Genomic DNA, 24244 nt, shown 5'->3' with positions numbered 1-24244 from the left:
GGCGCACGCGTGCGCCTACGGCGGTACGGCGCGAAGCCCGTTGGTGAGCAGGGCCACGGCCGCAGACAACTCGCGGGGCGTGCTCAGCGAGCCCAGCTGAGCGGCCGCGGCCGAACGGCTGTGCCCAGCAGCGGCATTGAGTGCCGCCTGAACGGCAGGACGGACGGTCTCCGTGACGCGCATCTGGACTTCGGTGTCCTCCAAGTCGGCGGCTGTGACCTGCCCGCGCCCCATGAGGCGGCTGGTCTTGGAGGCGACATCAAGGGTGGTGAACGCGTCGTCGTCCGCTGCGGGGGCGAGAGCGGAGAGGTTCGCGCCGCCGAAGGCAGTACGGAAGCGTGACGGGCAGTGGGTGTGAAGGTCCATGGCGAGCTCGGCGGCGAGGCCGCAGACGGCTACCAGACCGTACGTGTCGGCCAGTTGCGTCATGAGTCCGAGCGCTGCGTGAAGATCCCCCTGCCTGAGGGCTATCAGGTAGGCGTCGGTGACGGCGCGTATGAGCTTCTCAGGAATCGCGGTACTGGACACGGTGTTTTCCCCGTTCGGGTGTTCGGGGAGCTGCGCGCCGACGAACTCGCCGGTGATGGGGTTGTCCCAGTCGTGATCGGTCATGAGAGCGCTGCTCCTTGAGCTTCATGTTGGGTACGGCATCTGGCTGGGGCCAGCAACGAAACTGCCGGTGGAGCTGAGCTGGTCGTTCCAGCACGGCCCCACCGGCAGGCGGGTGTTTCTTTGGCTCCCGGGCCGGCCGTGCCGGCCCAACGCTTACGCTTCGGAGCGGGTCGTCGAACTGCCCGTTTTGGTCGCTGAGGTCGATCACCACTGAGCTCTTTCAGAGTGGCCACTGATCGGGTGACGACGTCGCCGTCCGCAACGGACAAGGCTCCTGTGCCGTTGAGGGAGGTGTTCGACGTCTCAACTCATCAGCGCAGGAGCCCTGTTGGTTGCCTATCCTGCCGCACTCGACCTACCTCATGCCCTGGTCGAGTGGGTCACCATGCTCATCGTCACCCGTGAGGGTGACCGCCGCTGCAAGCTCCCGCCGCACCAACGTGCCCTGGTCGGCCTGGTGTACCTGCGTCGGCACGACACCCTCGCCCAACTCGCGGCCGGCTTCGGCATTTCCGTCGGCACCGCCCACGCCTACACAGCAGCTGTCATCGACCTGCTCGCCGACCGCGCGCCCGGGCTCCTGCGGAGCCTGCGCGAAGCAGACCCCGACTACGTCCTGCTGGACGGCACCCTCGCGGAGTGCGACCGGGTCGGCGACAGCCGGGCCGACTTCTCCCAAAAACACCGACGTCACGGTGTGAACGTGCAGGTGGTGACCGATCCAGCCGGACGACTGCTGTGGATCTCACCCGCACTGCCCGGCCGCGCGCACGACCTGACCGCGGCCCGCACCCACCGGATCATCCGGATCTGCGAACGCCAAGGCGTCCCGATCCTCGCCGACCGTGCCTACATGGGTGCCGGCCCATGGGTGACGACGCCACGCAGACGCCCGCCAGGCCGCGACCTCACGCCAACACAGCAAACCGTCAACCGCGCGCTGTCGGCGGCACGCGCACCGGTCGAGCGCGGCGTCGCACGACTGAAGTCCTGGCGGATCTTCCGCAAGGCCCGGTGCAGCCCGAACCGAATGTCGTCAATCGCAGCCGCCATCCTCACCCTGGAGCGGCACCGCTGAAAGGGCTCACTGATTGGCCCGTCGCGGGGGTCGTCAGCAGTCCAGGATCGGGCCGTAGTGGTGGTGGTGAACGTCGATGGCTTCCTGGATGTCGGCTTCGGTGAAGCCGCACGCCTCGGGCGAGAGCGTGCCGTCGTAGAAGTCGATGGCGATGTCCAGCAGCACGGACAGCAGGTCCTTCAGGTCCCGGGGGCCAGGGTCACGGTGTGGTGGGCGCTGCCGGGAAAGAGCTGCTCGGTGACGAGATGGGCCAGGCGGTGCCAGGCCGGATCCGGTCGGCCGAGGAGGTCGGCGCACAGGTGGCGGGCGATAGCGGTGGAGAGGGTGACGACCGTCGCGGCGAGTATGACGTTCGGCCGACAGCGGTAGGGGGCCAACTGCGTGCTCCTTGGGTGTGGTCGGGCAGGACAGGACGTCGAGCGAGTCGAGTGCTCCTGCAGCAACTCGAATCCCGATCCCGGCTTGAACGACCAGGTGTCTTGCGAACATGGACGGCAGGAGTCAGGTCACGCTGTGTGTCAGACCTGCGTGGTGGTCCGCGTTGCCGGGGGGTTGGCACTCACGAACTGGAGGAACCAGTCGGGGATCTGCCCCAGCTCGGCGTGGTAGTGCGTCCAGATCTCCCGGACGGGAAGCCGACGCAGGCGCCCGTCGGGCAGGACCATCTGACCGGTTACCTCAATGCTGTTCCAGCGGGACGTAGCGTCGCCGTTCTGAAACCAGCGGACGCGCAGCCTGACGGGCCGGACGGTCTCGCTGTCCTCACTGTCCTCAACGGTGAGTCCGGGCCGCACCGCCCCTGCCATACCTTTTCGTACGTCCGCTGCGGCGGCTTCGCCGTCATCGCGTCGTCGTACTGCACCACCTCGTCGAACTGCTCCACACGCAGCGAGGGCGTGAACTGTGCGGGTGCGGAGGGTCCGTCGGCCGACTGCTTCATGTCCTGCTCCTTTCCATAACCAGGCGGTTGCCGCCCGGTTGGTGCCGCTGCCGGGACCCGGTAGTCGGGCGGCGCGACAGCGGGCTCAATGGGTTCGGTCAGTTGGCACGCGTCGCCTGCGGCTCCAGGGGAGGAGCAGGCGGCGCGGGTTGGTCTCCTCGGGTCGATGCCGAGGACAGGGTGGTCAGTACTTGCGGCGGGTGCGGAAGCTCGTCCAGTCCTTCTTCTTCAGTCGGGCCTTGTCGCCCAGGGCGTCGGGGACGCAGTCGACGGTCACGAAGGTGGCGCCCTTGCGGGTCACGATGCCTTCCCGTTCGTGCCGGACGAAGCGGCGCTCGTAGCCGTCGCTGTCCTCCGTCTCCGTGAAGCCGATATGGTCGCCGACCTTCACGTCCTCGAAGGTCACCCAGTCGAGCAGACCCAGCCATGCGGAGGGGTTCATCCTCACTGTGGCAGCGGTCTTCCGTTCCTCGGGTGTCGGTGCCTCGTCGCGGGCCAGGGCGGCGGCCAGGGTGACTGTGCGGCCGGTGTAGCGGCACAGGGAGTTGCCCGGCAGGAACGGGTCTTTGAGGGTCGGCGGTCGCCCCTGGTACATGGGCGGGAAGTGGTTGCCCAGCTTGCCGTCGCGGACTTTCACGCTGTCGTCGCACGGGCACAGGACTTCGAGCGCGCCGTCGAATCCGCTGACGCGGACGGGGAGCAGGACGGCGGGGTGGTGCCCGGTGGTGCCGGGGGCGAGAAACGGGGCAGGCACGAGTCTCTCCGAGGGGTTGTGGGATGGGGGCCGGGTGCCGCGCCCTATAGGGGTAGCGCGACCGCACGGCCCTGTAGAGGCAGGGCCCAAGTCGTGGAGTGGCTTCCGGGCACCAGTGGCCCGCGGTATTCCGGCGGTGCCCGTACTGCCATGCCGGTGCGCACCCTCTCAACGGGGACGTCGCCTCGGAGGGGCGCGTCGGTGACGGTGAAGACGCAGACATCCCCGTCAGTGGCATCGTCGCGGCCGAACTGGTCTGCCCAGACCTGGCGAGCGGCCCCGAGAGCTGTGCTTCCTTCAGCGTCGATCTCCCAGCTCACCCGCCACCTGGTGTCGTGCTGCGCTGTTGGGTCGGAGCGCTCGGGCTCGGCGGGGGCGGAGTCTTGGTCGAAGGCAAGGTTGATAGCCCGGATCCAGTCTCCCCGGGTGGCGGCGGCATCCGTCACCGAGTCGCGGACGGTCATGACGAGGGTGTCGATGAGGATGCTCATGGTCGAGCCTGCTCCTTCGTGTCGGGGTGTGGTTTCTGCTGGATCTCGGCCGCGTACGGTAGCCGGGACTCCTGGTCGGCCGTGCACCGGAACTCACCCAGCGATCCGCTGATGTACGAGTGCGGCTGATGATCGGCTTTGTCGCCGCACAGTCCGTGCGGGGAGGTCGCTCTCCCCCGGTGTGCTGCACTCGGTGACGAGCGCCGCGACGAGCAGTTCGACGAGCTTCTCGTCGTTGGCCGGCCCGTGGTGCGAGGTGAAGACCTCGCCGTCGCGCGGCATGAAGCTGACGTCCTGGGAGACCCAGCCGTAGGGCCCGCGGGTAGCGCTGTGGCCACTGGGCGAGAAGTAGCCAGTGGATCCGACGGCCACCTCGTTGGGATCCAGGAACACGATGACCTGGTGCTCACGGTTCGCGAGGGCGGCACGGATGCTGGCTTGGAGGTCGGAGCGTTCAAGCGTCTGGGCGCAGCGCTGGTCTGCTTCTCCGATGCCCTGGAACAAACCGACTGCCTGGGCGGCGGTCAGAGACATGTCCGAGGCGAAGAGCACGTCGTTGTTCGGATCGAAGGCGACCTGGGTCTAGCTTCCGGCGTTGTCAGTGTCTTCGAAGATGGGCTGCACGGTGTCCAGGTCGACGACCTGGCCCACGCGAAGGGCGTTCAGCCCGCGGAGCTCCGCGATCTCCTCCTTGCGCTCCGCGATGCCGGCAGGGCTCAGCGGCCGACCGTCCTGCCTGAAGTTGCCCTCTTCGAGCATCTGTTCCAGCGTGGCCTTCCACTGGTCGACCTGGTACTTCGTGATCTTCTGCATGCGGGCCATGGGTCAGTCCCTCCTTGAAGGGCGTGATGTCGGTTAGATGGAGTGCGGCACGACCTGGTCCAGCGCGAGCACGTCGTCGATGACACGGGAGTTTCTTCTTCAGGTCGCCGGCGGTCACTGGCTCTTCTCCCAGACTTGGCCAGGGCGGGCGTCCAGCAGCGGTGCACCGCCTTGCGCACCAGGCCGAGGCTCACCTTGCGAGCCGAAGATACGGGCCATGCTCGACAAGCTCACGGCGAAGAACGGCCGCGTGTTCGTCGTGGTGGACCAGCCCGCCTCGATCGGTGCCCTGCCGCTGGCCGTCGCCCGCGACGCAGGCTGCGAAGTCGCCTACCTCCCCGGGCTGACGATGCGGCGGATCGCCGACATGAGGGCCTCGCCCTCAGCGCAAGAGTTTTCGTACGGGTCTGAAGAGATCAGGGCCAATCGGCACATGAGGCACCGGGATACTACGTGCCACTCGTACTCTGTGGCCGGGTCATTCCAGTCGATCGCGGGGATCATGATCACACCTCCGGTGCGAATAGCCCGTCGGGTTGGCGGTTTGGATCAATCGTCGTGCACGCCTTGTGGGCCGTCCGGGCCTTTCCGGCCTCGGGACCGAGGCCGCCGCGGTGATCGTCCCCAAACTCGCGACGAACCTCACCGCGCTGCTCGACCAGCGCAAGGAACTCGCGGCCGCTATCGGGTCCCTGCTGGAGGCACACCCTCTTCGAAGCTCCTGACGTCGATGCCGGGGATAGGCGTCAGGACCGGAGCCAGGATCATCATCGACGTCGGCGACGTCACCGCTTTCCCCACCGCCGGACACCTCGCCGCCTACGCGGGCCTGGCCCCGGTGTCCAGGAGATCCGGGTCCTCGATCCGCGGCGAGAGCCCGTCCCGCAGAGGCAACAAACACCTCAAACGGGCGTTCTTCCTGGCCGCGTTCGCCTCGCTGTCCGACCCGGTGTGCAGGACCTACTACGAGCGGAAGAAAACCGAGGGCAAACGGCACAAGCAAGCCCTGATGTGTCTCGCCCGCCGCCGCGTCGACGTGCTCTTCGCGATGCTCCGCGACGGCACCTTCTTCGAGTCCCACACCGCCCCCCAAACCGCCTGAACAATCACGAATCAACCGCCCCGCCCCTTGACGAAAGAGACAGGGGCACCCCCCGTTTAGGGTTGATCGGGTGGTTCCGGCCCGGCGCTGGGGGACGGCTTCAGGTGCTGAAGGGACAGCGGGCCGCCGGCCCACGACGGGGCTGGTGGAGTGGGCCCACCCGGAGGACGGGGAATCGAACCCTGCGCGCCCGCTCAGCGAGTCGCGCCGCGTCCATAGCGGTCCGTCCGGGTGGGCCGGGCCCGGCCGGGCCGCACGCGGTTGCGTCTGTCACGCGGTCCGGCCGGGTGTCTGGGGGGTGAGTGCCTGTTCCTGAACTTGTTGAGGTCTTTGTCGGGATGACGTATCGCAGGCAGGCGAGGCGGGAGGGGCCGGTATTGGCTGGTACGCCACTGCTGTACCCCGTGTTCCACATCTACGGTCTGGTGTCACTAAGTCCATCCGACTGGTGGATAGTTGGGTAGAACGGCAAAAAGGAGACTGTTCGTGCGATTAAGGCGCATTGTGAGTGCTTTCGTCGTCGGGGTGGCGCTGGTCGCCACCAGCACTCAGACGGCGTTGGCGACCCCGCCGCCCAATCCGCAACCGCCTGAGGTCACGGTGGCGACGGAGGACTCGTCCCCTGAGGCGGTGACGACGTGCACCTTCTACGCGTCGAAGCCCAACCACAGCGGCTCCCGGATGACGGGTACCGGGGGCATCAGAACGTGCTCCGGCGGGCCCGTGGCATGCACCAGCGAGGTGGACCTCGAGTACTACAACGAGTTCTCGCGGATGTGGTACACGGCAGGGACCAAGCGTCAGTCCCTGTGCGCGCCACCGCTACGGTCGTCGACCGCAGCGGCAGACTGCGAGAACCACCCTGGCGACCCGAAGGTTTCCTGGCGCACCCGTACGTACGGAACCCTCGTAAGTTCGGGCGGCTCCACGGGCAGCGGCTCACCTCACAGTGACATTCTGGAAGTGCCCTGCGCGTAGTGGGAAGTTGGAGGGCCTGGTGGTCGTCGGTCTGGGCCCCAGGTCTTCCACTCGCCGTAGAGGGGATCGAACGTGGCCTCGGATCACGACATGTTGTGGCGTCGTTGTGTGCACCTGGGACGTGTCCTGCTGCCGCTGGTGGACCAGGAGCCATGGCGGCAGGACCGACGCCGCGAGACCCTGCGAGCCCGGGACATCGACACTGCACTGGGCGAGCGGCTGATCGAGGTCTTCGCTGCCTTGGCCGCCCATGCCGTCGCGGTCGATACTTCGGTGTCCGCCTCGGAATTCGATGCTCTGCCCCTCAGGGTCGTGGCCGAAGCGGCGACCGGCAAGCGCGACTACGAACTGCTCGCCGGGCTCCCGGACACCTTCGCCGACGACCATGACGAACAGGCAGTCAACGTCTTCCGCCTGTATACCTACAGGGGCGGGCAGTACAGCCACCAGCTTTTCCTGCTGGGCAGGGAACTGCGCCATGCGCTGATCGTCCTCGCCGAACATTCGCCGGCACCGTCCCCCACGTGTGGGGAGGTCTTCCGCCGGGCGGGCGAGCCAGGTCTGTCGCAGTGATCATGGAAGGTCAGGCGGCTTCTGACAGCACGTAGCTGTGGGCAACGTCGCGGCGTTCGGCTGGACTGGTCTTGCGCCGGGTGAGCCGCCTGGTCATCAGGGTAATCGCTGCCCAGGTGATGAGAGATTCGCTCATCTCGGGGAGGCGTTCGTGGTCGCGGCAGTGCCGGCGGGCCCGCATGATCCACGACCAGGACCGCTCGACCACCCATCTGCGGGGCAGGACGACGAAGCCTTTGGCGTCGGGCGGACGGCGGACGGTCTTGATGGTGATGTCGAGGTACTTCTTGGCCCAGGTGATCAACTTGCCGCCGTAGGCGGAGTCGGCCCAGACGATGGAGATCTCGGGGTGGGTGAGCGCGAGCCGGAACAGCAGTTCCTTGGCGGGAATGCTGTCGTGGACGCCGGCGGTGGTGACCATCACCATCAATACCAGGCCGCGGTTGTCCACGATGAGATGTCTTTTCCTTCCGTTGATCAGTTTGCCGCCGTCCCAGCCGCGGCTGTCCCTGCCGACGGTCTCGGATGCCTTGACGCTCTGCGAGTCCACGACGACCGATGCGGCTCGGGGTGTCTTCCCGGCGGCGAGGCGGATCCGACGGCGGAGCTGGTCGCGGATGACGCCGATGACGCCAGCTGCGGCCCAGCGCCGCGCGAAGCCGTAGACCGTCCGCCAGGGCGGGAAGTCAGACGGCATCGCGCGCCACTTGATGCCGTTGTCGACCAGGTAGCGGATGCCGTCGACGATCTCCCGCCGGGGGTGGGCCTCCGGATGCCCGCCGGAGGGTGTCTGACACGCGGGAACCGGGAGAAGGGGTTCGAGCAAGGCCCATTCGGCGTCCGTCGTGTCGGAGGGGTAGCGGCGCTGGCGCATGGCAAGGGCGAGACCGGCCCGGGGCCCGCAGTGGTGGTCCGGGCCGCCGGGCCGGTCCCGGCCTCCTGATCTTGCGGTGGGCGTCCCGGCCCGGAAGAGAGGTGTCAGCGCGGCGGCCGGGCGGCCAGCGCGAGGTTCGACTCGATCGCTTTCATCTGGTCGCTGAGGTAGCCGGCCCAGACACTCTTGGGGAACAGAGCCAGGTGCGGGGCGATGGTGCCGGTGAGCATCCGGCGGAACTGGGTGAGCTTCTCACTCAGCCAGGCCCGCTCCCATTCCTCCAGTTCGTCCTCGCTCGCGCAGAAGTGATAGCCCAGGTCACGGCTGTAGATGACCGGTGGCCAGCTACGTTCGGCGCACAGGTCACGCAGCATCGCCAGCCCTTGTCTGGCCTGCCAGCGGCTCAGCTCGCACGAGGCCATCAGCCGGGTGAGCGTCATGCCGGCGGGCGCGACTTCGAACAGGGCGGTGCGGACCAGGTCGGCGTGGCGCTCCGCTGCCGGGGAGCGCTTGCGCACGGTTACTCACCCCGCAGGAGGCGGGCCAGCTCCTCGTCCATGTCGACCTTGCCGGTCTCGGCGGCCGTCTCGATCCAGTCCAGGGTCGCCCGGCATCGGGCGACGTTCTGCGCCAGGACGGCCTGTTCGTCATCGGAGAGGTGCCGGTCGCGCAGCCTGGGCACGGTCTTCCCGCAGGCGGCCACGAAGCGGTGACAGGCACCGACCAGGTCCAGGAACTCCGCAGTCCGCTCGATCTTCCTCACGACCCGCCCTGCGGGGGTTTCCCGGCGGAAGGCATCCGCCTGCTGCCGGGAACGGTCGGTCTGGGCCCGGTTGACCGCATGCCGGGCAGTGTCGTCGGCGACCACCCTGGCCGCGACCTCCGGACGACGCAGCACATCGGAGGCGACCTGCGCCGCCACCGTGTCGTCGCCGATGAGGTCATGGACGACCTCGGCCTTGTGCTGGGTGGTCTGCGCCTTGTTGACCATGTGCCTGGCGGTGTCGTCCGCGACCACTTTGGCCGCGACCTGCGGACGGCGCAGAACGTCTGCGGCGACCTGCGCCGCGACCTCGTCGTCATTGGCCAGGCGGTGAATGGCCGCCACCTTCTGCGCAGGCGTCTCGGGACGGTCCGGGCGCTGCCCGACGTGCTTCTTGGCGAGATCCGTCGTCCAGCGCCGGGCCCCGGCCCGCTCGTCCAGCGGCGGGGCATCGATCGCCTCGAAGCGCTCGGCGTCGTCCGCGATGCCCGCAAGGATGTAGTGGACCTTATGGGAGACGCCGTGACGACGCTGCGGTTCGGGCCAGCGGTGGGCGGCGAACCGGTAGCTGCGGACCGTGCTCAGCGACAGCCCCAGGTCGTCGGCATAGATCCCTAACGAGAAGTCGACGCCGAACAGGTCCTGACCGGGGGCCGGGTGAGCGCCGCCGTTGGGCTGCATGGGCTCGATCTCCAGCGCGTGGTCCCCGATGGTGAACTGGATGCGCTGCATCTGTCCGACCAGTTCCCGGTCGGCGGCGATGATCTCCTCGTAGCGCTCGCGCGTGACATGACCGATCGTGGCGGTGGGCATGGTGGCCACCATCCCTTGCGGTCGGGGCCCGGCGGACCGGCCCGCCGGCGACAAGCCCCGGCCCTTCCGTCAGATTCCACCCACCGGCAGATCGTTCGCCCACCATGGCTGCAAATGGGGGGAATTGAACGTTCCGGCCGTTGCTCTGGTTCGTGAACTGTTCGCTCAAGCGTCAGCCGGACGCTTCAGCGAACGCTGCCCTGCGGCGGCTCCAGGCCTTCTTCCGGCAACGCGGCGAGCAGTACACCGCATTGCTGCGGTGATCCACGCTGGCCACCCACACGGCCTCACACTCCGGGCACACCCGGCGGCCCTCGCCCCGTTCAAGCGCCGCCACCCGCAACCGCAGCCGCCGCATCCGACGCCACTGCCTGCAACGACACACCCCCGAGCAGTACACCGCCCGAGGCGCAGCCCCTGGCCCCAGCCATGCGCCGCACCCGGGACAGCGCCGATCGAGACCAGGCCCGTTGGCCCCAGACACGCCGTCAGCCTAGACCCGCACAAAGATCAAAAGGGAGGTTGAGACACAGGCACTGAGTGAGGGCGGCTACGATGCCGGTCGCGTGGCGCTGTACAGCTCACACTTCAGTCCAACCCTCACCGATCAGTACCTGTACGTCCGACATTCGGCACTCCCGGCCGCGCACGGAGTGACGGCCAAGCCTGCCGTTGATCAAATCGACGACCGCACTGCAGTCCGCGGACGGGCAGCGGACGGCCATCACATTCCCCTCGTCGTCGATGAGGGGCAGCTCGGAGCTGATGGCCATCGCGGTCTGCTCGCCTTTCAGGCGCACAGAGAAGCTCACCGCGCCAGCGGTCTCTACGTCATCGATACACGACCGGCACAGGGGGTGCCTGCGGGCTCTGGCCGTGGCCTCTGGCGACAAGGGCACACGGTGACCGTCGGGGCGGAGGCCGGGCGGCAAGCCCGTCTCGGGGTCGATCAGGAGGCTCGGGGCGGAGTGCCGCTCCAACTCGTGAAAAATGATCGGGCTTCCACAGCAGGGACATTTCATCAAGTAAAACAACGGGTCCGCCCCCTGAAGGCACGCCGGAACTCGGGAGAGTCCTCTATTTCTGCGTGGACCATGGCGTCGAGGCAGTCCTCCAGCTCCCGCTGGGACATCTTGCGGGGGTCCGTCGAGTCAGTCATCGGAGTCTCCCTCGGCGGCGCGGCTCTTGCGGGCCGAGCGCCGGCGGATGCTGGCGGCGAGGCGGTCGTACTCTCGACGTGCCTCGCTCGCCCTGACACGGTGATGCTCAGCCTGTCGGTTGTGGTCCCCGATCGACTTCTCAAGTCGGGTGAGCTCGCGGCGGAGGCTGTGCTCTTTGTTGTCCCAGTAGATCTCGCGCACGGCGGCCGTCAGTTCCGATTGGTGCATCATCAGCCACTCACCGGGGATCCGGGCCTGGATCTTGGGCATCATGCTGTGCCTTTCGAGCTGGAGCACGATCTCACCGTCGCCTTTCATGGACGGCCGCGCGAACGCGACGCCTGGTGAGCCGAGGAACGGGTTGAGCCGCTCGGGCACGGTCTCGGTGGGGAACTTCGCGAGCACGCGTGAGATCAGGCCCACCATCTCGTCGAGTTCGGCGAACAGCTGGATCGTGGCGTCGACGATCTCTGTGGTCTTGCGCTTCATCACTTCTGGTCCTTGAAGATCGGGTCCTGCTCGGGATCCGGGACAGGGCCGACACAGAGGAAGGCGCTGCCCGTGACGCAGAGGATGGAGGCGCTCTGTTCCTTCGTATCCATGGCCAGACGCGCCGTCAGGGCGCGCTCATGAGAGGCCGCCAGGGGTCTGGAGGCCGATGCGTGTCCCGGCTGGTGCATTGACGGGTCTCATCGGTGTCTTGCTCGGGGCTTCGGCGATCAGCGTCGTTGTCGCGTCTGGCCGGTGGCAGCAAAACGTCTCCTCATGGACATCACCGGAACCCGGGGATGCCCCTGACGAGACGCCGACGGATCAACGGGGAACGGGCCGGGTGCACGAACAACCGGCCTGTTCCGGCATCGGAACCGCCCCCGGGTCGGCTATGCCGACCCAGACCCCCGAGGCCAGCGCCCGTAGGGGCGAAGCCGAGAGGGTCACGCTGTGCGCGACGCATAGTGCTTGTTCCACCGGGCGAACGTCCGGCTGTTGAACTTGATCTGGTTGCCGGCCACGGCTGCTCGGCGCAGAGCCTCCTTGCGGCTGAACAGGCAGCGCGCCAGCCAGTTGTCGTTGCGCAAGACCGCGGCGGCTCGTACTCCCAGGCGCCGTCGGCAGCCAGGCACGCGCCTATGTGCACCACGGCCCAGAGGTCTTCGCCGCTCTCGGGGTCCATCCCGCGCCAGGAGACCCGAGGCTCAAAGTGCTCCATGCCGAACACGGAGGACTCGCGGTAGCCGATCGGCAGGATACGGTACCCCGAGGGATGATCTCCGAGCTGGGCGGCTCGGCAGCGGGAGCGGGAGTGTTCTCAGCGATCGGTCCGCTCCTCCCCCGGCTGAGTGACGCTTCGCGTCGGATCGAAGCTGATGGGGAGCTCCTGCGAGAAGAACTCTTCGAGGACCCGGGTGTTGTCGTCATCGGCGAGCCGAACCTCGATGACCAGGTCCTTGTCGTCGCCGAAGGCGGCGAGAGCGCGGTGCAGATGGCTGGCCAGGTCCTGCATGGACTCGTAAGGGCTGGGCACATCGGACGCGGTGACCTTGGCGCTGCGCGAGAACGCGTGGCGCGTGCGTCCCTCCGGGACGATCACTCTGGGGTCGTACTCGCTGTACAGCCCACTCGGTGCGCGCGGCGATCCGAACGGGCTCAGTGCGCATGCCGCCGGTCCAGCGTTCCTCGGCTGGCGGGCCGTACTTCTCGTGGTTGGTGACAGTCACGGCTTGTGCTCCTCTCCGGTCTGGCCGGTGTCGGATATGGCGCGGTCCATACGGTCCGCGATGCCGTAGTACGTGTGCGCCTCGGCGGCATTGGCTTCAGCCTGCTGCGGGTCTGTCGAGGTCCGAGCGAGCTTGCTGTACTGATCGCCGAGGTCGCGGGCCCAGGCACCGCCGGACCGAGGCAGGGGTGCAGGGGCGGCGCTGGTGACGACGGCGGCAGTGTCGTTGTTGGTGCTGGTCATGCGACGGCCTCGTATCCTGAGTCAGTTCGGTGAAGCGACGCAGGTACTGCTCCTGCGCGCGGGATGGGAGCCATCCCGCGATGTCGATGCCTAAGAGGAGCTCATGGCTCGACGACGGTGACGCTCTCATCGATCATCTGGCGCATCTCTTCGATGCGGGCTTGGTCGTCGGCGGTTACGGGCGTCGGGATCAGGGCCGCGTCACTGACCAGTCTTTGCAGTCGGCTGACGTCTCTTGATCGGCGTGCTGGCGGCGGCGTCGACGACTATGGCGCGCACTGCGGTATCGGCGTCGTCGTCCGGGTCGGGCAGTAGCTCGGCCAGGAAGTGGCCTTCGTCGAGGCCCAGCTGCTCATCAAGTCGCCAACCGGTGATGTAGGCGGTGCTGGTGTGGCTCAGGCCCTTGACATCGTGGACGTGGTCTCCGGTATCGGCGTCCTCAGTGCGCTGCAGCTTGATCTTCCTCGCCTCGCGGTCGATCAGGATGATGAGCTTCATCGTCGGCTGGTTTGCGGGCCACCGAGGCTGCGACCGGGGGTCGGCCGCAACCAGTCGCGTGCCGCGGCGGACAGTGCGATCTGCGAACGCCCGTTCTCGGCGTGCGTGACGGTGATCTTGGCGGGACCCCTGGCACGACGGCCCTCGTTCGGGTTGGGGTGGTAGATCTCGAACGACATGCGAGGATCCTTCCGTCAGCGCTGTTCGCGCCTGCTGATGAATGTCATGGGTTTGCCGCGCTCCTCGGCGTAGGCGACCTCGCGGCTTGTCGACTCCCCGACGTATCCGCCTGGGGCGACGACCAGCACTTCGTCAGCGAGATCGGGACCTGCCCCAAGGCCCAACGATCTTGCGCAGGTGGAGCTCGTCGAGCATCTGTTTCTCGGTCCCGGTGATCTCGTCACCGTCGTGGGCGAAGGGGGCGTGCGCGAAAACGACACGGTGATCGGCTCCGGTCGGGCGCGATGGTGACGGCCCGGCCGTGGGATCCCAGCGGGGCCGTCGTTGAGTGAGTGCAGGTCAGACCCGCTCGGAGGCCCAGAGGTCGTGGAGGTCCTCGCGGATCTCTTCTTCCAGGGCAGCGAGGAGTGCCTGCTCGGCGTTGAAGTCCCCGGACACGGCCTGGATGAGGTCGTCCTGGACCTGCTGCTTGCCGGCGAGCACCGAGGGCATCCGCTCGTCCTGCGTGCCCTTGGCGATGAGCCGGTGGATGGTCACCGGCTTCGTCTGGCCCGTGCGGAAGAGCCGGCCGTTGGTCTGCAGGTAGTGCTCGAGCGAGAACGGCAGCGTGTACCAGATCATCGTCGAGCCGCCGTGCTGCAGGTTCAGGCCGTGCCCCGCGGCGGCGGGGTGGAGCAGCATCACCGGGATCTGCTTGGCATTCCACCGGCGGACCATGTCGCGCGAGCCGTCGAAGGCCTGCGCGTCGACTCCGCCCTTCCGGAGCCTCGTGAGCAGCTGCTCCTTGTCGGACTTGAAGTGATAGGCGATGAGCAAGGGCTCGCCGCCGTTGTTCCGCACCAGGTACTCGGTCATCTCGATCTTCTTGTCGTGGATGACCTCGTACCGACCCTTCGTGGCCGGGTCGTCAGGATCCGCGGTGTAGAGCGTGCCCGAGGCGAACTGCATCAGCTTGCTCGTCAGCACCGCCTGGTTCGCGGCGACGATCGATTCGACGCTCTGCGTCAGCTTCCCGTCGTCGGTGTAGGTCTGCACGATGTCCAGGACCAGGTCGCGCTTGAAGTCCTTGTAGGCCTGGAGCAGGTCCGGCGGGAGCGTGACGTTGACGTCCTGGATGGTGAGCGCCGGGAGCTGCAGGCTCGTGTTCTGCGCGCTCATCACCAGGTGCGAGATGGCCTGATGGATCTCAGTCTCGGCGTTTGCCGTGGGGATCCACTTCGCCGGCGTCGTCGTGCCGGGCACCATCTTCGGTGTGAACCAGCGGTTGCGGTACGCGGTGATGTTCTGCCCCAGCGTCTGGCCCTCGTCGAGCAGGTAGATCTGGCTCCAGAGGTCGTGCAGCGAGTTGTGCGTCACGACGAAGTCCTTCGTGACGAACAACCCGTCATCGGCGGCGACCGTGATGCACTGCGCCGGCGCGATGCCGATCGGCTCGATGGAGCGAATGGCCCGTTCCTTGGTGCGCCAGCGCTGCTGCCAGTTGTCTGCCTTCCTCGGCAGGCGGAAGGGGTTGGCGGGCATGCCGAACGAAAGGACGTAGTGCGGGCGCATCAGAGACGTGTGCCCTTGAGGCATCACCTGCGGCCCTTCGCGCTGCTCGACACGCTGCGTCACATACCCACCGAGTGAACGGATAAGGAATGTCACCTCTTCGGCCAATCGGGGCGAAGACGTGCTGAACTGCGAGGTCGACCCTCGATTTGTCTTGCTGCTTCCGTCCGTGTCACAGAGGCCGCGTAGCAGTTCGATTCGGGTATTCTCGTCGTTCCACAGGTACGCCTCGGGGATGAACTTCTCCCAGGACCTCAGACCACGTAGGTCGAGGTCACGCAGGGCTGTCTTCACCGGGTTGGGTACAGCGCCGCGGATAGGTCCGGGTAGGCTTCCGCCACGTTTGCCGGACGTGATGTAGTAGGCGCTGGCCTTCGAGTCAGATCGATAGCCCCTGTGGGTCAGCTGCATACCCTGGGGAAGTGCTACTTCGACGTACTGCCTGATCTCATCGTCCAGGGTGGTGAAGTCGATGGTGTGACCGATGTGCCCGTCACCGAGGAGGACGCCCAGCAGGTACGGATCCAGAGGGACGTCCCGCGAAGGCATCTCCACCGGCGCGACTGTAGGTGTTGTCCATCGGGGAGCACCGCCTTTGTCGGTCAGTCCGACCTCGACGTTGTTTGCCCGGCTGCGGCTCCTTCTCTTCTTAAGATCGCCGGTGGCGATGACCAGCGGGCCAAGACCCTTGCCCCGACGACTGCGGCTGTTCACTGCCCAGAGGTGGTCCTCGGTGCAGTCGACGAAGGTGTCGTCGCTGAAGGTGACGCGGAAGATGGGCTTATCACCTTGCGGCCAGACGCCCACAACTTCGGTGGCTTTGCCGTCGGATCCGATGACGTGGTCTCCGAGCCGCATGTCACCCATTGGCTTCCATCCCGTGGGAGTCAGGATCGGGGTGTCAAGGGTCAATGCGTTCGGCGCGGGCGTACCTGTCAGCTCGATGAGCCTGCTCATGGCCGGCCGCACCGTCGACAGGGCCTGGAAGCGCTGCGAGTCGTGCGACTTGAAACCCTGGGACTCGTCGATGATGACCGTCGGGAAGGGCCAGATGATGGTGTTCCGCCCATTGATGTTCCGGACCGGCAGCTGGTCGACCAGACCGAAGCGGCACTGACCGCAGCCTGCGCCGGAACAAGTTCGGCAGTCATAGGCCTCCCATGTCACCAGTGCCGACTTGAGCAACTCCTGAATCCAGGCTCGGATCTGGGCCTTGGCGGGGACCCGGTTGTTGGCGTTACCGGCGACCAGAGCACGGTACTCGTCGATCAGCTCGTCTCGGCCCAGTGGCCCCCGTGCCTGGAGCAGACCCAGGATCGCCGTCGCCTCCGGTGAAACGGTCGGGGCAGGCACTGCGCCTGGCACCGGCGTGATCAGCTTCGTCTCCTGGGACCGCTGAGTCAGCAGCTCCTGGTTGATGAAGTACATCGTCGGCGGATCGGTGGCGACCTCCTGGAAGCGCTTCAGGCGCTTGGCCTTGGAGAGCTTCCTGTCATTCTCGTCGACGATGAGCGACTTCGTCCGGATGGGGAATCCCCACTTCTCGATCTCGTCGATCCAGGTGGAGCGGGCGATCGCCACGGGCGCTATGACAAGGATGTGACCCATCGGGCGGACCGTCTGCAGGACACAGAGGGTCGTGAGCGTCTTGCCGGCCCCGACGCCGAGCCACGCGCCGGCGAAGGGGTGGTCAACGAGGAAGTCGTGGATCTGTTGCTGATGCGGCATCAGCGAGATCGGGGACGGAGCAGTAGCCGTAGTCATGTCGCTGGTCATCCCTTCTATTCGAGTGAGTGGTCAGGCATGGGCCTCGTCGGCTCTCTGTTTGCTGCGCGACCTCGGTCTCCAGCTCGGCGCCCCTCGCTTCGAGCTGCGTGACGCGCGGGTCGGGCCCGAGGGCTTCTCGCACGCGTTGCAGCACTGCCACCGGGTCGTCAGGCTGCTCGGCAGCGCCAACCGGTGCTGTCCTGGTGCGGGGGTGCTGGCATGTCGGACTTCGCTTTCCACGGAGGCTCGGGAGTGAAGTCGGAGCCGGTTCTGGTTGCGGGGACCGATGGGGCACGATCGCGGTGGAATCGCCGATGCGAGCCCAGTGCAGCCGCAGTGCTGAAGAGCCGCCGGGAGAACCTCGTATCTGAACTCCTGTGCCTGGGGCGTGGATTCGGCCTCGGTCTCGGCTTCAGCCGTGTCACAAGCCGCGCCTATGACCTCGAATAGCGGCTGACCGGACTCGTCGAAGGTCACCTTCAGCGGCGTATCCGCAGGAAGGCTGCCTTCTTGGGCGTCGAACCAGCCAGTGAAGGCTGCGCTGTGCTGGATGAACGCCTGGGCCACCGTGGCCTCTTGGGCCGGTCTGGGTTCCTGAGCCGAGTCCGACGATGGAACTTCAGCATGGTGTTCGGCCACGAGCCGGCGCATGTCGGTGCTGGTCGGATCAGGTCTTGAGGACGTGCGTGATGAAGACGTCGACGCTCGGCTTGTCGTCGACGACGTGGACCTCGGCCCCGTGGCGGCGCAGCTTGGCGTGCATGAGCTCCTGCCGCTTCCGCAGCCAGCCGCCAGGGCGCTTGACCTCGACGAACACAATGCGGCCCAGGGCAACGACGATCCGGTCGGGCACTCCCCCGCGGGCCGGCGAGACGAACTTCAGACACAGGAAGCCGTGTGCCCTGCACTGGTCAAGAAGGTAGTCCTCGATGACACGCTCACGCGGGGACGTCATCGGCTCTCAGTCTTCTCGTCCGAAGAGGCCGTCGGCACGCCGTACTTCAGCTCACCGGGCTCGACGATCCGGAAGCCCGTGGAGTGCCTGTGCATCCGGGAGACACTGAGGGTGGAGTGCTTCGTGCCGTAGTGATCCCGGACTTGGGCCTCCCCGTCCGCCACGGACTCGACGACGACGCGGCGCTTGCTCTGCCGGGTGTCGAGGCCCTCCCAGATCTGGCCCCGGCGGACCAGGATGCCCTCGCGGGTCGTGTTCTTCTCCTGCTGGGCCTGGGCGTCGTCGTCCTGGGCGGAGGTGTCGGTCGGCACGGCATTGGACACGATCTCGTACTTCTTCCGGAACGAGCCGAACTCGGTGACCGTCCGACGCTGCGCCCGATGATGGACCGAGCGCCGGAATTGGAAGGGTGAATCTACGTAAATGACCTTGGTCAGGACCCCGTCGCTCTTGCGCCGCCAGCGCTGACCGGGCTGGACTGGTTCGGCCGCGGCACTCACAACTTGTCGCCCCCCTCAACGGTGCGGACGGGAAGTGTGGTCTGGAACATGACGTCTCTCGATTCTCTTGCCATGGCGAGCCAGACTCGCCTTCATCTCACATTCGACTCGGGTGCCGGGCTGCGTCGTGTCGATACAGCCCGGCGCCCTGCGGTCCGATGGTGGTGCGGGGAGCTGATCAGGCGGCGTTCTTCCAGTTCTTGGTGAACGTCTCGTCGAGCATGCGGGTGTAGGTGTCGAGATCGAGCGCCCCGATGAGCTGCTCGACCCGGGAGGCCGGCAGCGTACGAAGGTCGTCGTTGACGACGACCACCGACCAACACGGGTCGATGCCGTTGATCCGGCGGATCACGACGTCCTGGTCATCGGGCAGCAGCGTGAGGCCGTCGGAGGTGCTGGCCTCTCTGCGGTTCTTCGCCCACCCGTGGTGGCGCAGGATCTCCAGCGCGATCGGGTCACGTCGCACCCCGGCGCTGCCGGACTTGCGCCGCTTGCTCTGGCTGGCCGGGTTCACCTTCCATGCGCCGGCGTTGTGCAGGCTCACGGCACCATCGGTGCCGTCGTGGACGATGAAGACCCGGTTGACCATCTGCAGGGCCCGCGGGTTCACCAGCTGCGCATCGGCGTCCTCGTTGTCGTCACGGTCGGGCCCGGCGCTGACCGGGTCGGCGGCGAACGGGTAGGTGATTGATCCACGCGAGGCGGCGAGGACGTTCTGGAACAGCAGCAGCGTCCGCACGGGATCGGCCGGGTCGATCGCCTCCTCGATCATCTTCCGGCCCAGCACGGGATCGAACGGCTCGGCAAGAGCCTCCTCTCCCCTGCTGGCGACGGCCTGCAGGTAGCGGGCCAGGGCGAAGTCGATCACGGCCGGGTGGGCCAGCGACTTCGTCGGGGTAGGACCCGCGTGGCAGGCCAGCGTCCCGCCGGAGGCGGTGATGATCGGGCTGTCGGCGACGCTCCGGCCCTCACTGGGCGACTCCAGCTCGAGCCGGTTGTTCGAGTCCTTGCTGATGAGGAACATCAGCTCCGGTTCGATGTCGATGCCGATGGCGGCCTGCTGCTCGGCGAGCACCCGATTGTTGGTCGTCTCGTCGAAGCCGTTCTCGCCGCCGACGACGGAGTAGAGGCCGTCGGTGTTCGTCGAGATGATCCGTGCGCCGGCCAGCGTCTGGGCCTGCCCGATCCGCCAGCTGAACAGCTGGCCGATGATCCGCATCGAGATGGTGCGGTTGTTCATCCTGATCGGGGTCCGGTGCGCGGCGTCAGCAGCTCCAGAGGCCGAGTTGAGGATCAGCTTCGTGCCGTTGCGCAAGGTCGTGAGCCGGGCCTTCTCCTCGGCAGAGATCCCCGGCTTCTTCATCTCGAAGCCCAGGCGCTCCTTCTCGAAGAAGATCGTCGTGTAGCGGTCCGCGCCCAGCTCGGGATTGTAGAACGCCCTCATGTTGCGCAGCAGGTTCGGGTAGTAGCTCGTGAAGTCCTCGTGGACGACGAGGCCTGCCGAGGTCCGTGCGAACTTCGGGTGCAGCTTGGTGGACTTGTCGGCCTTCGCAGTGAACAGCGCGGGGGCCTCCCTCGCCGGCTCATCGCGATAGACGGCCTTGACCGCCGAGGTGACGGCCAGGACTACCTTGCCGTCGAGCACGGTCCCGTCGGCCAGACGCACGTGCATCGCCTCGGTGTCCGGGCGCTGGGTGTCCAGCAGCTGGGCCGGATCCGGCACTTGGGCCTGCGCACGCGCGAGCTGCTCGGCCTGGTCCGGGTCGTCCTTCTTCGGCTTGCGGTACTTCACCTTTTTCGGGTCCGAGCCCAGCAGCACGAGCCGCTTGTCGACCACCGTGCCGTCGGGCAGCCCGAGCAGGTTGTGCTGGCGCTTGGCCTCGGCGACGAAGTTCTTCGCGTCCGGGTAGAAGAGCTTGGCGAGGCCGATCATGGCTGCCTGTTCTCGGTGCTCGAAGGAGTCGGCGTCGAAGACTGTCATGTCCGCTTCCGCGCCGTGGATGCCGCCGGTGCTGAACGTGGCGAAGCACGACGACGGGGAGGCGTCATGGTGGAAGTAGGGCACGTTGTTCGGCGCTTTCGGCAGCTCGCGCAAGGACTTGGCAGGGAGGTCGAACAGGTCGCGGTACTCCTCGGAGTCGTTGAAGTTCTGCCCCTCGATCGAGCGGTAGTAGTTGACGACGTGCATGAACTGGCGGTGCGCCTTCGCCTGTGCCGGCATCACGACTGGGTCCTTGGCAGGGTCGGGGGCCACGTTCTCCTCGAAGAAGCGCACGCACTCGTCGAGCACGTTGACCTGGGAGATGCCCTGTTCCTCGGCCACCTCCTTGGCCGGATAGAGGAACGACACGGCCTCGATGTCGTTCAGCGCGGTGTACGGCGCGAGGATGCGGCCGACGAACTTCGCCGAGGACGAGTCGATGGTCAGGCGGTCCCGGCGCACCGAGCCGTTCTTGGCGTAGACGGTCTCGGAGTACTGCGCCAGCAGGCCGGCCTTGAGGTCGAAGTTGCTGGCGTAGGCCGGGTGCTGGAAGAGCTGGGCCAGGCCCACGCAGTCGGAGACGTTGTAGGCCAGCAGCTCGTAGAGATCCTCGATCGCGGCGATCGAGGTGTCGTGGCTGAGCTTTTCGGACTCCTTGATCTGGCGGCCGAGCATCCCGAGCAGGCGCTTGAGGCTCACCTTGGTCTGCAGCTCGTTGAGACGGGCGACGTCCAGGTGCCGGCCCGAGTGCAGCATGGCGCGGCGAATCTTGGCGGCCGGGCCGTCCCAGCCGAGGTAGCCGGGCATGTACTCGATGTGCTCGTTGAACAGCTTGTCGTTGTGCTCGCGCATCTCACGCGCGGTAGTCGGCTGGACAAGACGACCGGAGTGCGGAGCCGGGAAGGTCTCCATCAGGTACAGCGCGAGCATGGTCATGTCGTAGTTCAGCGAGTTGTACCCGGCCAGGAACGGGTGCTTCAGCGGGTCGTACTCGGGATCCGTGTCGCAGACCGGGCGCAGGCTCGCCGGATAGGACGAGACCTCGCTGCGGTCGTTGACCTGGTCGGCGTTCGAAAGGCCCATCAGCTCGGCGAGGCGGAGGTTGCCCCCCTCGCCGCGCAGATTCCACAGCTGGACGCTCACCGCGGGCAGGCCCGGGTTGGAGCGCACCACGGCTTCATAGAGCGCCTGCGGGTCCACGGCGTCGGAGAGCTGCCGGTCGTCGGCGAGGAAGAAGACCTCCAGGTCGTCGGTGGCTCTGTCGGGCCGCGGGGTGTAGGCGCACAGAGTGAAGACGTCCGGCAACGACTCGATGTCGTAGAAGGTGAAGCACGCCTTCGAGGCCGTGACGGGTGTTCGCTGTGTGGTCATGGTGGGGATCTCCTTTCGTCGGTCCGACCATCACGGCCGGTGTCTGGGGAGGAGGCGCGTGGCCTCAGAGGGAGTCGTGAGGAGAGCGCCGACGCGGGGTATCCATGCGCCGGGACGCCTCACTCAAGAGCCGGGCCTTCTCCACGGGGTCCGTAGTGATCTGCGAGCGGACGATGAGGTTGGTGATCCGCTGCTCGCACGCGACGTCGGACATCGCCGTGATCAGGCGGCTCTGGCCGCGGGCGAGATCGAGTACGGCCCGGGTCAGTTCGCCGAGTGCGCCAGCATTTTTAGCCATGGGTGCATCAGTCCTGTTCGTCAGTGGTGTCGCCGGTCGGGGCGGATGCGCCCGTCTGCCGGAGCAGTCCGCGGTAGTTGGCCTGCAGCATCGGCTGGGATTTCTTCTTCGGGTCGCTGCCGGTGTAGCTCGGGTGCATCCACTTCTTCAGCTCGTACTCGGCGATGAGCACCTCGGGGGTGTGCATCATCTGGCAAGGCCGGATCTTGCGGTTCTTGTCCGGGCAGTGCCATAGGGCATCCGGCCGGACGATCGCCACGAGGTCGGTGATGAACTGCTTGTTGCTCACCGGCGAGCCCGACGGCGAGACGTCGGCGAACCAGGCCTTGTACAGGTCGTAGAGGAACGTGAACGGTGCCAGGTCCCAGGCCAGCCGCCCGCGGAACTCTTCCCAGAAGGCGCGCACGGGGTCGTTGGCCTCCTTGTACTCGGCCAGGGCTTCCTTGGTGGCCACCGGCTCTGAGAGCTGGTAGTAGTCACCTGGAGATGACGCACCGGCGCGGTTGATCGCGTACCAGAAGACGTACTCCAGGACCTCGCGGCGCTGAAGGTAGTCGTCCTTGATGTACTTCTTCTCGGCTCCGGTGAAGCTCTTGGTGAAGGGCACGAAGAGCTGCCGGCGGTAGAACGACTCGGACTTGTCCTTCACGCGCGGGAACTCGTTCAGGCACTGGACCATGAAGCCGAAGAACTGGTAGGCGATCGGCATCCGATACTTGCGGTTGATCTGGATGACGTCGTTGGTCACGATCGCCTTCAGATTGGCCGCCTTGTCGATGAAGGTGCCGACATCGTTCTCGTCGACGATGATCGCGTTGGCGCGCACCAGCGGTTCGAGCGCGAAGTCCTTGCCGAAGTCCGAGAGCGGAATCGAGGTGTGCGCGCCGCTGCCGACGAGGTTGCGCATGAGCGCGCAGAGCGTGCCCTTACCGTTGTTGCCCTGCTCGGAGTAGAACCAGGCGGTCTTGCCCCAGCGCACGTGCGGCCGGATGATCGCGCCGATGATCTCCCAGATCAGGTCGGCGAGGCCCTCGTCACCGGGCTGGTCGAAGAGCTCTTCGATCCAGGCGACGACTTCCCAATCTCCGTCCTCAGGGTGCGTGATGACCTGCTGCGGGGCGTCGTCCACGTAGTCGACGTCGTTCTTGGTCAGCAGCACGATTGCAGGGTCGAAGGGGTGGACCTGCTTGGGCTCGCAGTGGAAGTCCTTGCCGAAGATCGTGACGTCCAGCGGTTCGGTGCCGTAGAAGACGATGCCGTTGCGCGCGGCGATGAAGTCGCGGTTCGCGCTCTGGTGCCGGCGCGGGCTGTCCTCGCGCAAAACGGCCAGGACCTCGGCGAACTCCTTGAGGGTCAGCTGGGTGTTGTACATGCGCGCCGTGGTGCGGATGTCGTCCTCGCTGGTGGTGTACGTCCCGCGCGCGCGGCCCGTGGCCTGGTACATCGCCAGCAGGTCGTACTCGCGGTCGGTGTCCTTGGCATTGGGCGCGATCCGGATGACGTGGTGCAGACGCAGGAGGATCTGCGCGACCTGCCAGTACGTCAGATATCTCGGCAGGGGGTACTTCTCGGCGGCCGCGGCCGCCTTGAAATTCTCGGCCTTGACGACGCCGCCCACGATCGCCAGCAGCTCCTTCTCCAGCACGCGAGGCGTCGGAGGATCGTTCGGGTCGATCTGGTCGAGGTAGGCGGCAGTGATGTAGGTGACGATCTCGTTCTGCGGAGCCATGTCGTCGCGGTTCGAGAAGTACCCCATGACGCTGGCCAGGACGTCGGCGACGGGGTTGGTGCGCCGTCGGGCGCTGGAACCGGCGGCAGGTACGGATGTGGGGGCATCAGGAGGCGTCATGTTACTGCTTTCTCGATCATGATCGAGTTCCGGCCGGCGATGAGTGGGAAGCCGATTGGACTCGTAATCGAATGGAACGCGATCTTGACCCTACGTCATCCAAGTGCTCTTTTGCAACGATTGAGTTACCAGTCGACAAGAGAGTCGATCGAGGCGCTGAATGGCGACCAATGGAAGACCGAAAGGACCGTCAACAGGGACTAGAGGGGGCGCACGTGACCGCCACGGCCATGCCACACACGTCGCGATCCCGGGTGGGACGTGAAAGCCAGCGACGCCGTGGGGCATGTGCCCGACGAAGTCGCTGGCTTCTCATGCTCGACCACGCACCCGCGGGCGGCGTGAGCCGCCCGGCCTGCGGTCAAGGTTCGGAG

26 protein-coding genes and 1 pseudogene are annotated in these 24244 nt (G+C 66.6%); 3 read left to right on the top strand and 24 right to left on the bottom strand.

All coding sequences use genetic code 11. The features are described from left to right. Positions 1 to 15: 15 nt before the first annotated feature. Entirely contained in the window at positions 16 to 612 is a 597-nt protein-coding gene (locus ACFPIH_RS51895; RefSeq protein WP_381186474.1) for a hypothetical protein, read from the bottom strand. A 328-nt stretch (positions 613 to 940) separates the two neighbouring features. Between ACFPIH_RS51895 and ACFPIH_RS51890 the strand changes: the two genes are divergently transcribed. Next, on the top strand, positions 941 to 1690 hold the full coding sequence (locus ACFPIH_RS51890; RefSeq protein WP_381186477.1) for a transposase family protein: 750 nt from the start codon (positions 941 to 943) through the stop codon (positions 1688 to 1690). Between the two features lie 33 nt (positions 1691 to 1723). Here the strand turns inward: ACFPIH_RS51890 and ACFPIH_RS51885 are convergent, their stop codons facing one another. From ACFPIH_RS51885 to ACFPIH_RS51855, 7 genes are all read right to left on the bottom strand, one after another. Continuing rightward, the gene (locus tag ACFPIH_RS51885) at positions 1724 to 1855 is read right to left on the bottom strand and encodes a hypothetical protein (RefSeq protein ID WP_381186480.1); all 132 of its coding nucleotides are present in this window, start codon (positions 1853 to 1855) and stop codon (positions 1724 to 1726) included. Between the two features lie 14 nt (positions 1856 to 1869). Then, positions 1870 to 2067: a hypothetical protein gene (locus ACFPIH_RS51880; RefSeq protein ID WP_381186482.1), complete on the bottom strand. Its 198-nt coding sequence runs from the start codon at positions 2065 to 2067 to the stop codon at positions 1870 to 1872. A 141-nt stretch (positions 2068 to 2208) separates the two neighbouring features. Then, positions 2209 to 2496 carry a hypothetical protein gene (locus tag ACFPIH_RS51875; protein WP_381186485.1) on the bottom strand — a complete coding sequence of 96 codons (288 nt, stop codon included), beginning with the start codon at positions 2494 to 2496 and terminating at the stop codon, positions 2209 to 2211. A gap of 318 nt (positions 2497 to 2814) precedes the next feature. Then, the gene (locus tag ACFPIH_RS51870; protein ID WP_381186488.1) at positions 2815 to 3384 is read right to left on the bottom strand and encodes a hypothetical protein; all 570 of its coding nucleotides are present in this window, start codon (positions 3382 to 3384) and stop codon (positions 2815 to 2817) included. Between the two features lie 44 nt (positions 3385 to 3428). After that, positions 3429 to 3875, bottom strand: a complete 447-nt coding sequence (locus ACFPIH_RS51865) for a hypothetical protein (protein WP_381186491.1) — start codon at positions 3873 to 3875, stop codon at positions 3429 to 3431. 93 nt (positions 3876 to 3968) lie between these two features. Then, entirely contained in the window at positions 3969 to 4409 is a 441-nt protein-coding gene (locus tag ACFPIH_RS51860; RefSeq protein ID WP_385879183.1) for a hypothetical protein, read from the bottom strand. A gap of 48 nt (positions 4410 to 4457) precedes the next feature. Continuing rightward, entirely contained in the window at positions 4458 to 4697 is a 240-nt protein-coding gene (locus ACFPIH_RS51855; RefSeq protein ID WP_381186496.1) for a hypothetical protein, read from the bottom strand. A 199-nt stretch (positions 4698 to 4896) separates the two neighbouring features. Here ACFPIH_RS51855 and ACFPIH_RS51850 point away from each other — a divergent pair. Further along, positions 4897 to 5799, top strand: a pseudogene (locus ACFPIH_RS51850) (transposase); the annotation flags it as partial. 1050 nt (positions 5800 to 6849) lie between these two features. Beyond that, positions 6850 to 7350, top strand: coding sequence for a hypothetical protein (locus tag ACFPIH_RS51845; protein WP_381186498.1), 501 nt, complete (start codon positions 6850 to 6852; stop codon positions 7348 to 7350). Between the two features lie 10 nt (positions 7351 to 7360). On the opposite strand, the gene ACFPIH_RS51840 is transcribed toward ACFPIH_RS51845, so the two are convergent. The 16 genes from ACFPIH_RS51840 to ACFPIH_RS51765 form a co-directional block, all read right to left on the bottom strand. Then, positions 7361 to 8224 carry an IS5 family transposase gene (locus tag ACFPIH_RS51840; RefSeq protein ID WP_381186501.1) on the bottom strand — a complete coding sequence of 288 codons (864 nt, stop codon included), beginning with the start codon at positions 8222 to 8224 and terminating at the stop codon, positions 7361 to 7363. Between the two features lie 104 nt (positions 8225 to 8328). Further along, on the bottom strand, positions 8329 to 8742 hold the full coding sequence (locus ACFPIH_RS51835) for a RacP protein (protein WP_381186503.1): 414 nt from the start codon (positions 8740 to 8742) through the stop codon (positions 8329 to 8331). A 2-nt stretch (positions 8743 to 8744) separates the two neighbouring features. After that, entirely contained in the window at positions 8745 to 9800 is a 1056-nt protein-coding gene (locus tag ACFPIH_RS51830) for a DUF6192 family protein (RefSeq protein WP_381186506.1), read from the bottom strand. A 581-nt stretch (positions 9801 to 10381) separates the two neighbouring features. Then, complete coding sequence (locus ACFPIH_RS51825; RefSeq protein WP_381186509.1) at positions 10382 to 10612, bottom strand: hypothetical protein; 231 nt, start codon at positions 10610 to 10612, stop codon at positions 10382 to 10384. Between the two features lie 339 nt (positions 10613 to 10951). Then, the gene (locus tag ACFPIH_RS51820; protein WP_381186514.1) at positions 10952 to 11449 is read right to left on the bottom strand and encodes a hypothetical protein; all 498 of its coding nucleotides are present in this window, start codon (positions 11447 to 11449) and stop codon (positions 10952 to 10954) included. 446 nt (positions 11450 to 11895) lie between these two features. After that, entirely contained in the window at positions 11896 to 12039 is a 144-nt protein-coding gene (locus ACFPIH_RS51815) for a hypothetical protein (RefSeq protein ID WP_381186517.1), read from the bottom strand. Between the two features lie 230 nt (positions 12040 to 12269). Next, a complete protein-coding gene (locus ACFPIH_RS51810; protein WP_381186519.1) occupies positions 12270 to 12551 on the bottom strand; it encodes a hypothetical protein in 282 nt (93 codons plus the stop codon). A gap of 123 nt (positions 12552 to 12674) precedes the next feature. After that, positions 12675 to 12920, bottom strand: a complete 246-nt coding sequence (locus ACFPIH_RS51805) for a hypothetical protein (RefSeq protein WP_381186522.1) — start codon at positions 12918 to 12920, stop codon at positions 12675 to 12677. A 201-nt stretch (positions 12921 to 13121) separates the two neighbouring features. Beyond that, the gene (locus tag ACFPIH_RS51800) at positions 13122 to 13418 is read right to left on the bottom strand and encodes a hypothetical protein (protein ID WP_381186525.1); all 297 of its coding nucleotides are present in this window, start codon (positions 13416 to 13418) and stop codon (positions 13122 to 13124) included. Further along, complete coding sequence (locus ACFPIH_RS51795) at positions 13415 to 13597, bottom strand: hypothetical protein (protein WP_381186528.1); 183 nt, start codon at positions 13595 to 13597, stop codon at positions 13415 to 13417. Before ACFPIH_RS51795 ends, ACFPIH_RS51800 begins: the two co-directional genes overlap by 4 nt. A gap of 340 nt (positions 13598 to 13937) precedes the next feature. Then, complete coding sequence (locus ACFPIH_RS51790) at positions 13938 to 16925, bottom strand: helicase-related protein (protein WP_381186531.1); 2988 nt, start codon at positions 16923 to 16925, stop codon at positions 13938 to 13940. A 658-nt stretch (positions 16926 to 17583) separates the two neighbouring features. Then, entirely contained in the window at positions 17584 to 17871 is a 288-nt protein-coding gene (locus ACFPIH_RS51785) for a VRR-NUC domain-containing protein (RefSeq protein ID WP_381186534.1), read from the bottom strand. Then, a complete protein-coding gene (locus tag ACFPIH_RS51780) occupies positions 17868 to 18194 on the bottom strand; it encodes a hypothetical protein (protein ID WP_381186537.1) in 327 nt (108 codons plus the stop codon). Before ACFPIH_RS51780 ends, ACFPIH_RS51785 begins: the two co-directional genes overlap by 4 nt. Positions 18195 to 18549: 355 nt before the next feature. Beyond that, positions 18550 to 21723: a hypothetical protein gene (locus tag ACFPIH_RS51775; protein ID WP_381186539.1), complete on the bottom strand. Its 3174-nt coding sequence runs from the start codon at positions 21721 to 21723 to the stop codon at positions 18550 to 18552. 64 nt (positions 21724 to 21787) lie between these two features. Beyond that, the gene (locus ACFPIH_RS51770; protein ID WP_381186542.1) at positions 21788 to 22021 is read right to left on the bottom strand and encodes a hypothetical protein; all 234 of its coding nucleotides are present in this window, start codon (positions 22019 to 22021) and stop codon (positions 21788 to 21790) included. A 7-nt stretch (positions 22022 to 22028) separates the two neighbouring features. Continuing rightward, the gene (locus tag ACFPIH_RS51765) at positions 22029 to 23870 is read right to left on the bottom strand and encodes a DNA primase family protein (protein ID WP_381186544.1); all 1842 of its coding nucleotides are present in this window, start codon (positions 23868 to 23870) and stop codon (positions 22029 to 22031) included. Between the last annotated feature and the right edge of the window lie 374 nt (positions 23871 to 24244).

The organism is Streptomyces vulcanius, assembly GCF_042653945.1.
In the GTDB taxonomy this organism is placed as follows: domain Bacteria; phylum Actinomycetota; class Actinomycetes; order Streptomycetales; family Streptomycetaceae; genus Streptomyces; species Streptomyces mangrovi.
Note: the sequence above shows the minus strand (reverse complement) of the source record. Positions and strands in the feature narration are given on the sequence as shown.

What these genes read in the sequence shown, in the direction of transcription:
- ACFPIH_RS51770 (WP_381186542.1), bottom strand. Translation starts at nt 22,021, where the DNA reads ATGGCTAAAAATGCTGGCGCACTCGGCGAACTGACCCGGGCCGTACTC.
- ACFPIH_RS51840 (WP_381186501.1), bottom strand. Translation starts at nt 8,224, where the DNA reads ATGCGCCAGCGCCGCTACCCCTCCGACACGACGGACGCCGAATGGGCC.
- ACFPIH_RS51830 (WP_381186506.1), bottom strand. Translation starts at nt 9,800, where the DNA reads ATGCCCACCGCCACGATCGGTCATGTCACGCGCGAGCGCTACGAGGAG.
- ACFPIH_RS51865 (WP_381186491.1), bottom strand. Translation starts at nt 3,875, where the DNA reads ATGAGCATCCTCATCGACACCCTCGTCATGACCGTCCGCGACTCGGTG.
- ACFPIH_RS51765 (WP_381186544.1), bottom strand. Translation starts at nt 23,870, where the DNA reads ATGACGCCTCCTGATGCCCCCACATCCGTACCTGCCGCCGGTTCCAGC.
- ACFPIH_RS51860 (WP_385879183.1), bottom strand. Translation starts at nt 4,409, where the DNA reads ATGTCTCTGACCGCCGCCCAGGCAGTCGGTTTGTTCCAGGGCATCGGA.
- ACFPIH_RS51805 (WP_381186522.1), bottom strand. Translation starts at nt 12,920, where the DNA reads ATGACCAGCACCAACAACGACACTGCCGCCGTCGTCACCAGCGCCGCC.
- ACFPIH_RS51875 (WP_381186485.1), bottom strand. Translation starts at nt 2,496, where the DNA reads ATGGCAGGGGCGGTGCGGCCCGGACTCACCGTTGAGGACAGTGAGGAC.
- ACFPIH_RS51820 (WP_381186514.1), bottom strand. Translation starts at nt 11,449, where the DNA reads ATGAAGCGCAAGACCACAGAGATCGTCGACGCCACGATCCAGCTGTTC.
- ACFPIH_RS51785 (WP_381186534.1), bottom strand. Translation starts at nt 17,871, where the DNA reads ATGACGTCCCCGCGTGAGCGTGTCATCGAGGACTACCTTCTTGACCAG.
- ACFPIH_RS51800 (WP_381186525.1), bottom strand. Translation starts at nt 13,418, where the DNA reads ATGAAGCTCATCATCCTGATCGACCGCGAGGCGAGGAAGATCAAGCTG.
- ACFPIH_RS51795 (WP_381186528.1), bottom strand. Translation starts at nt 13,597, where the DNA reads ATGTCGTTCGAGATCTACCACCCCAACCCGAACGAGGGCCGTCGTGCC.
- ACFPIH_RS51855 (WP_381186496.1), bottom strand. Translation starts at nt 4,697, where the DNA reads ATGGCCCGCATGCAGAAGATCACGAAGTACCAGGTCGACCAGTGGAAG.
- ACFPIH_RS51775 (WP_381186539.1), bottom strand. Translation starts at nt 21,723, where the DNA reads ATGACCACACAGCGAACACCCGTCACGGCCTCGAAGGCGTGCTTCACC.
- ACFPIH_RS51895 (WP_381186474.1), bottom strand. Translation starts at nt 612, where the DNA reads ATGACCGATCACGACTGGGACAACCCCATCACCGGCGAGTTCGTCGGC.
- ACFPIH_RS51790 (WP_381186531.1), bottom strand. Translation starts at nt 16,925, where the DNA reads ATGACCAGCGACATGACTACGGCTACTGCTCCGTCCCCGATCTCGCTG.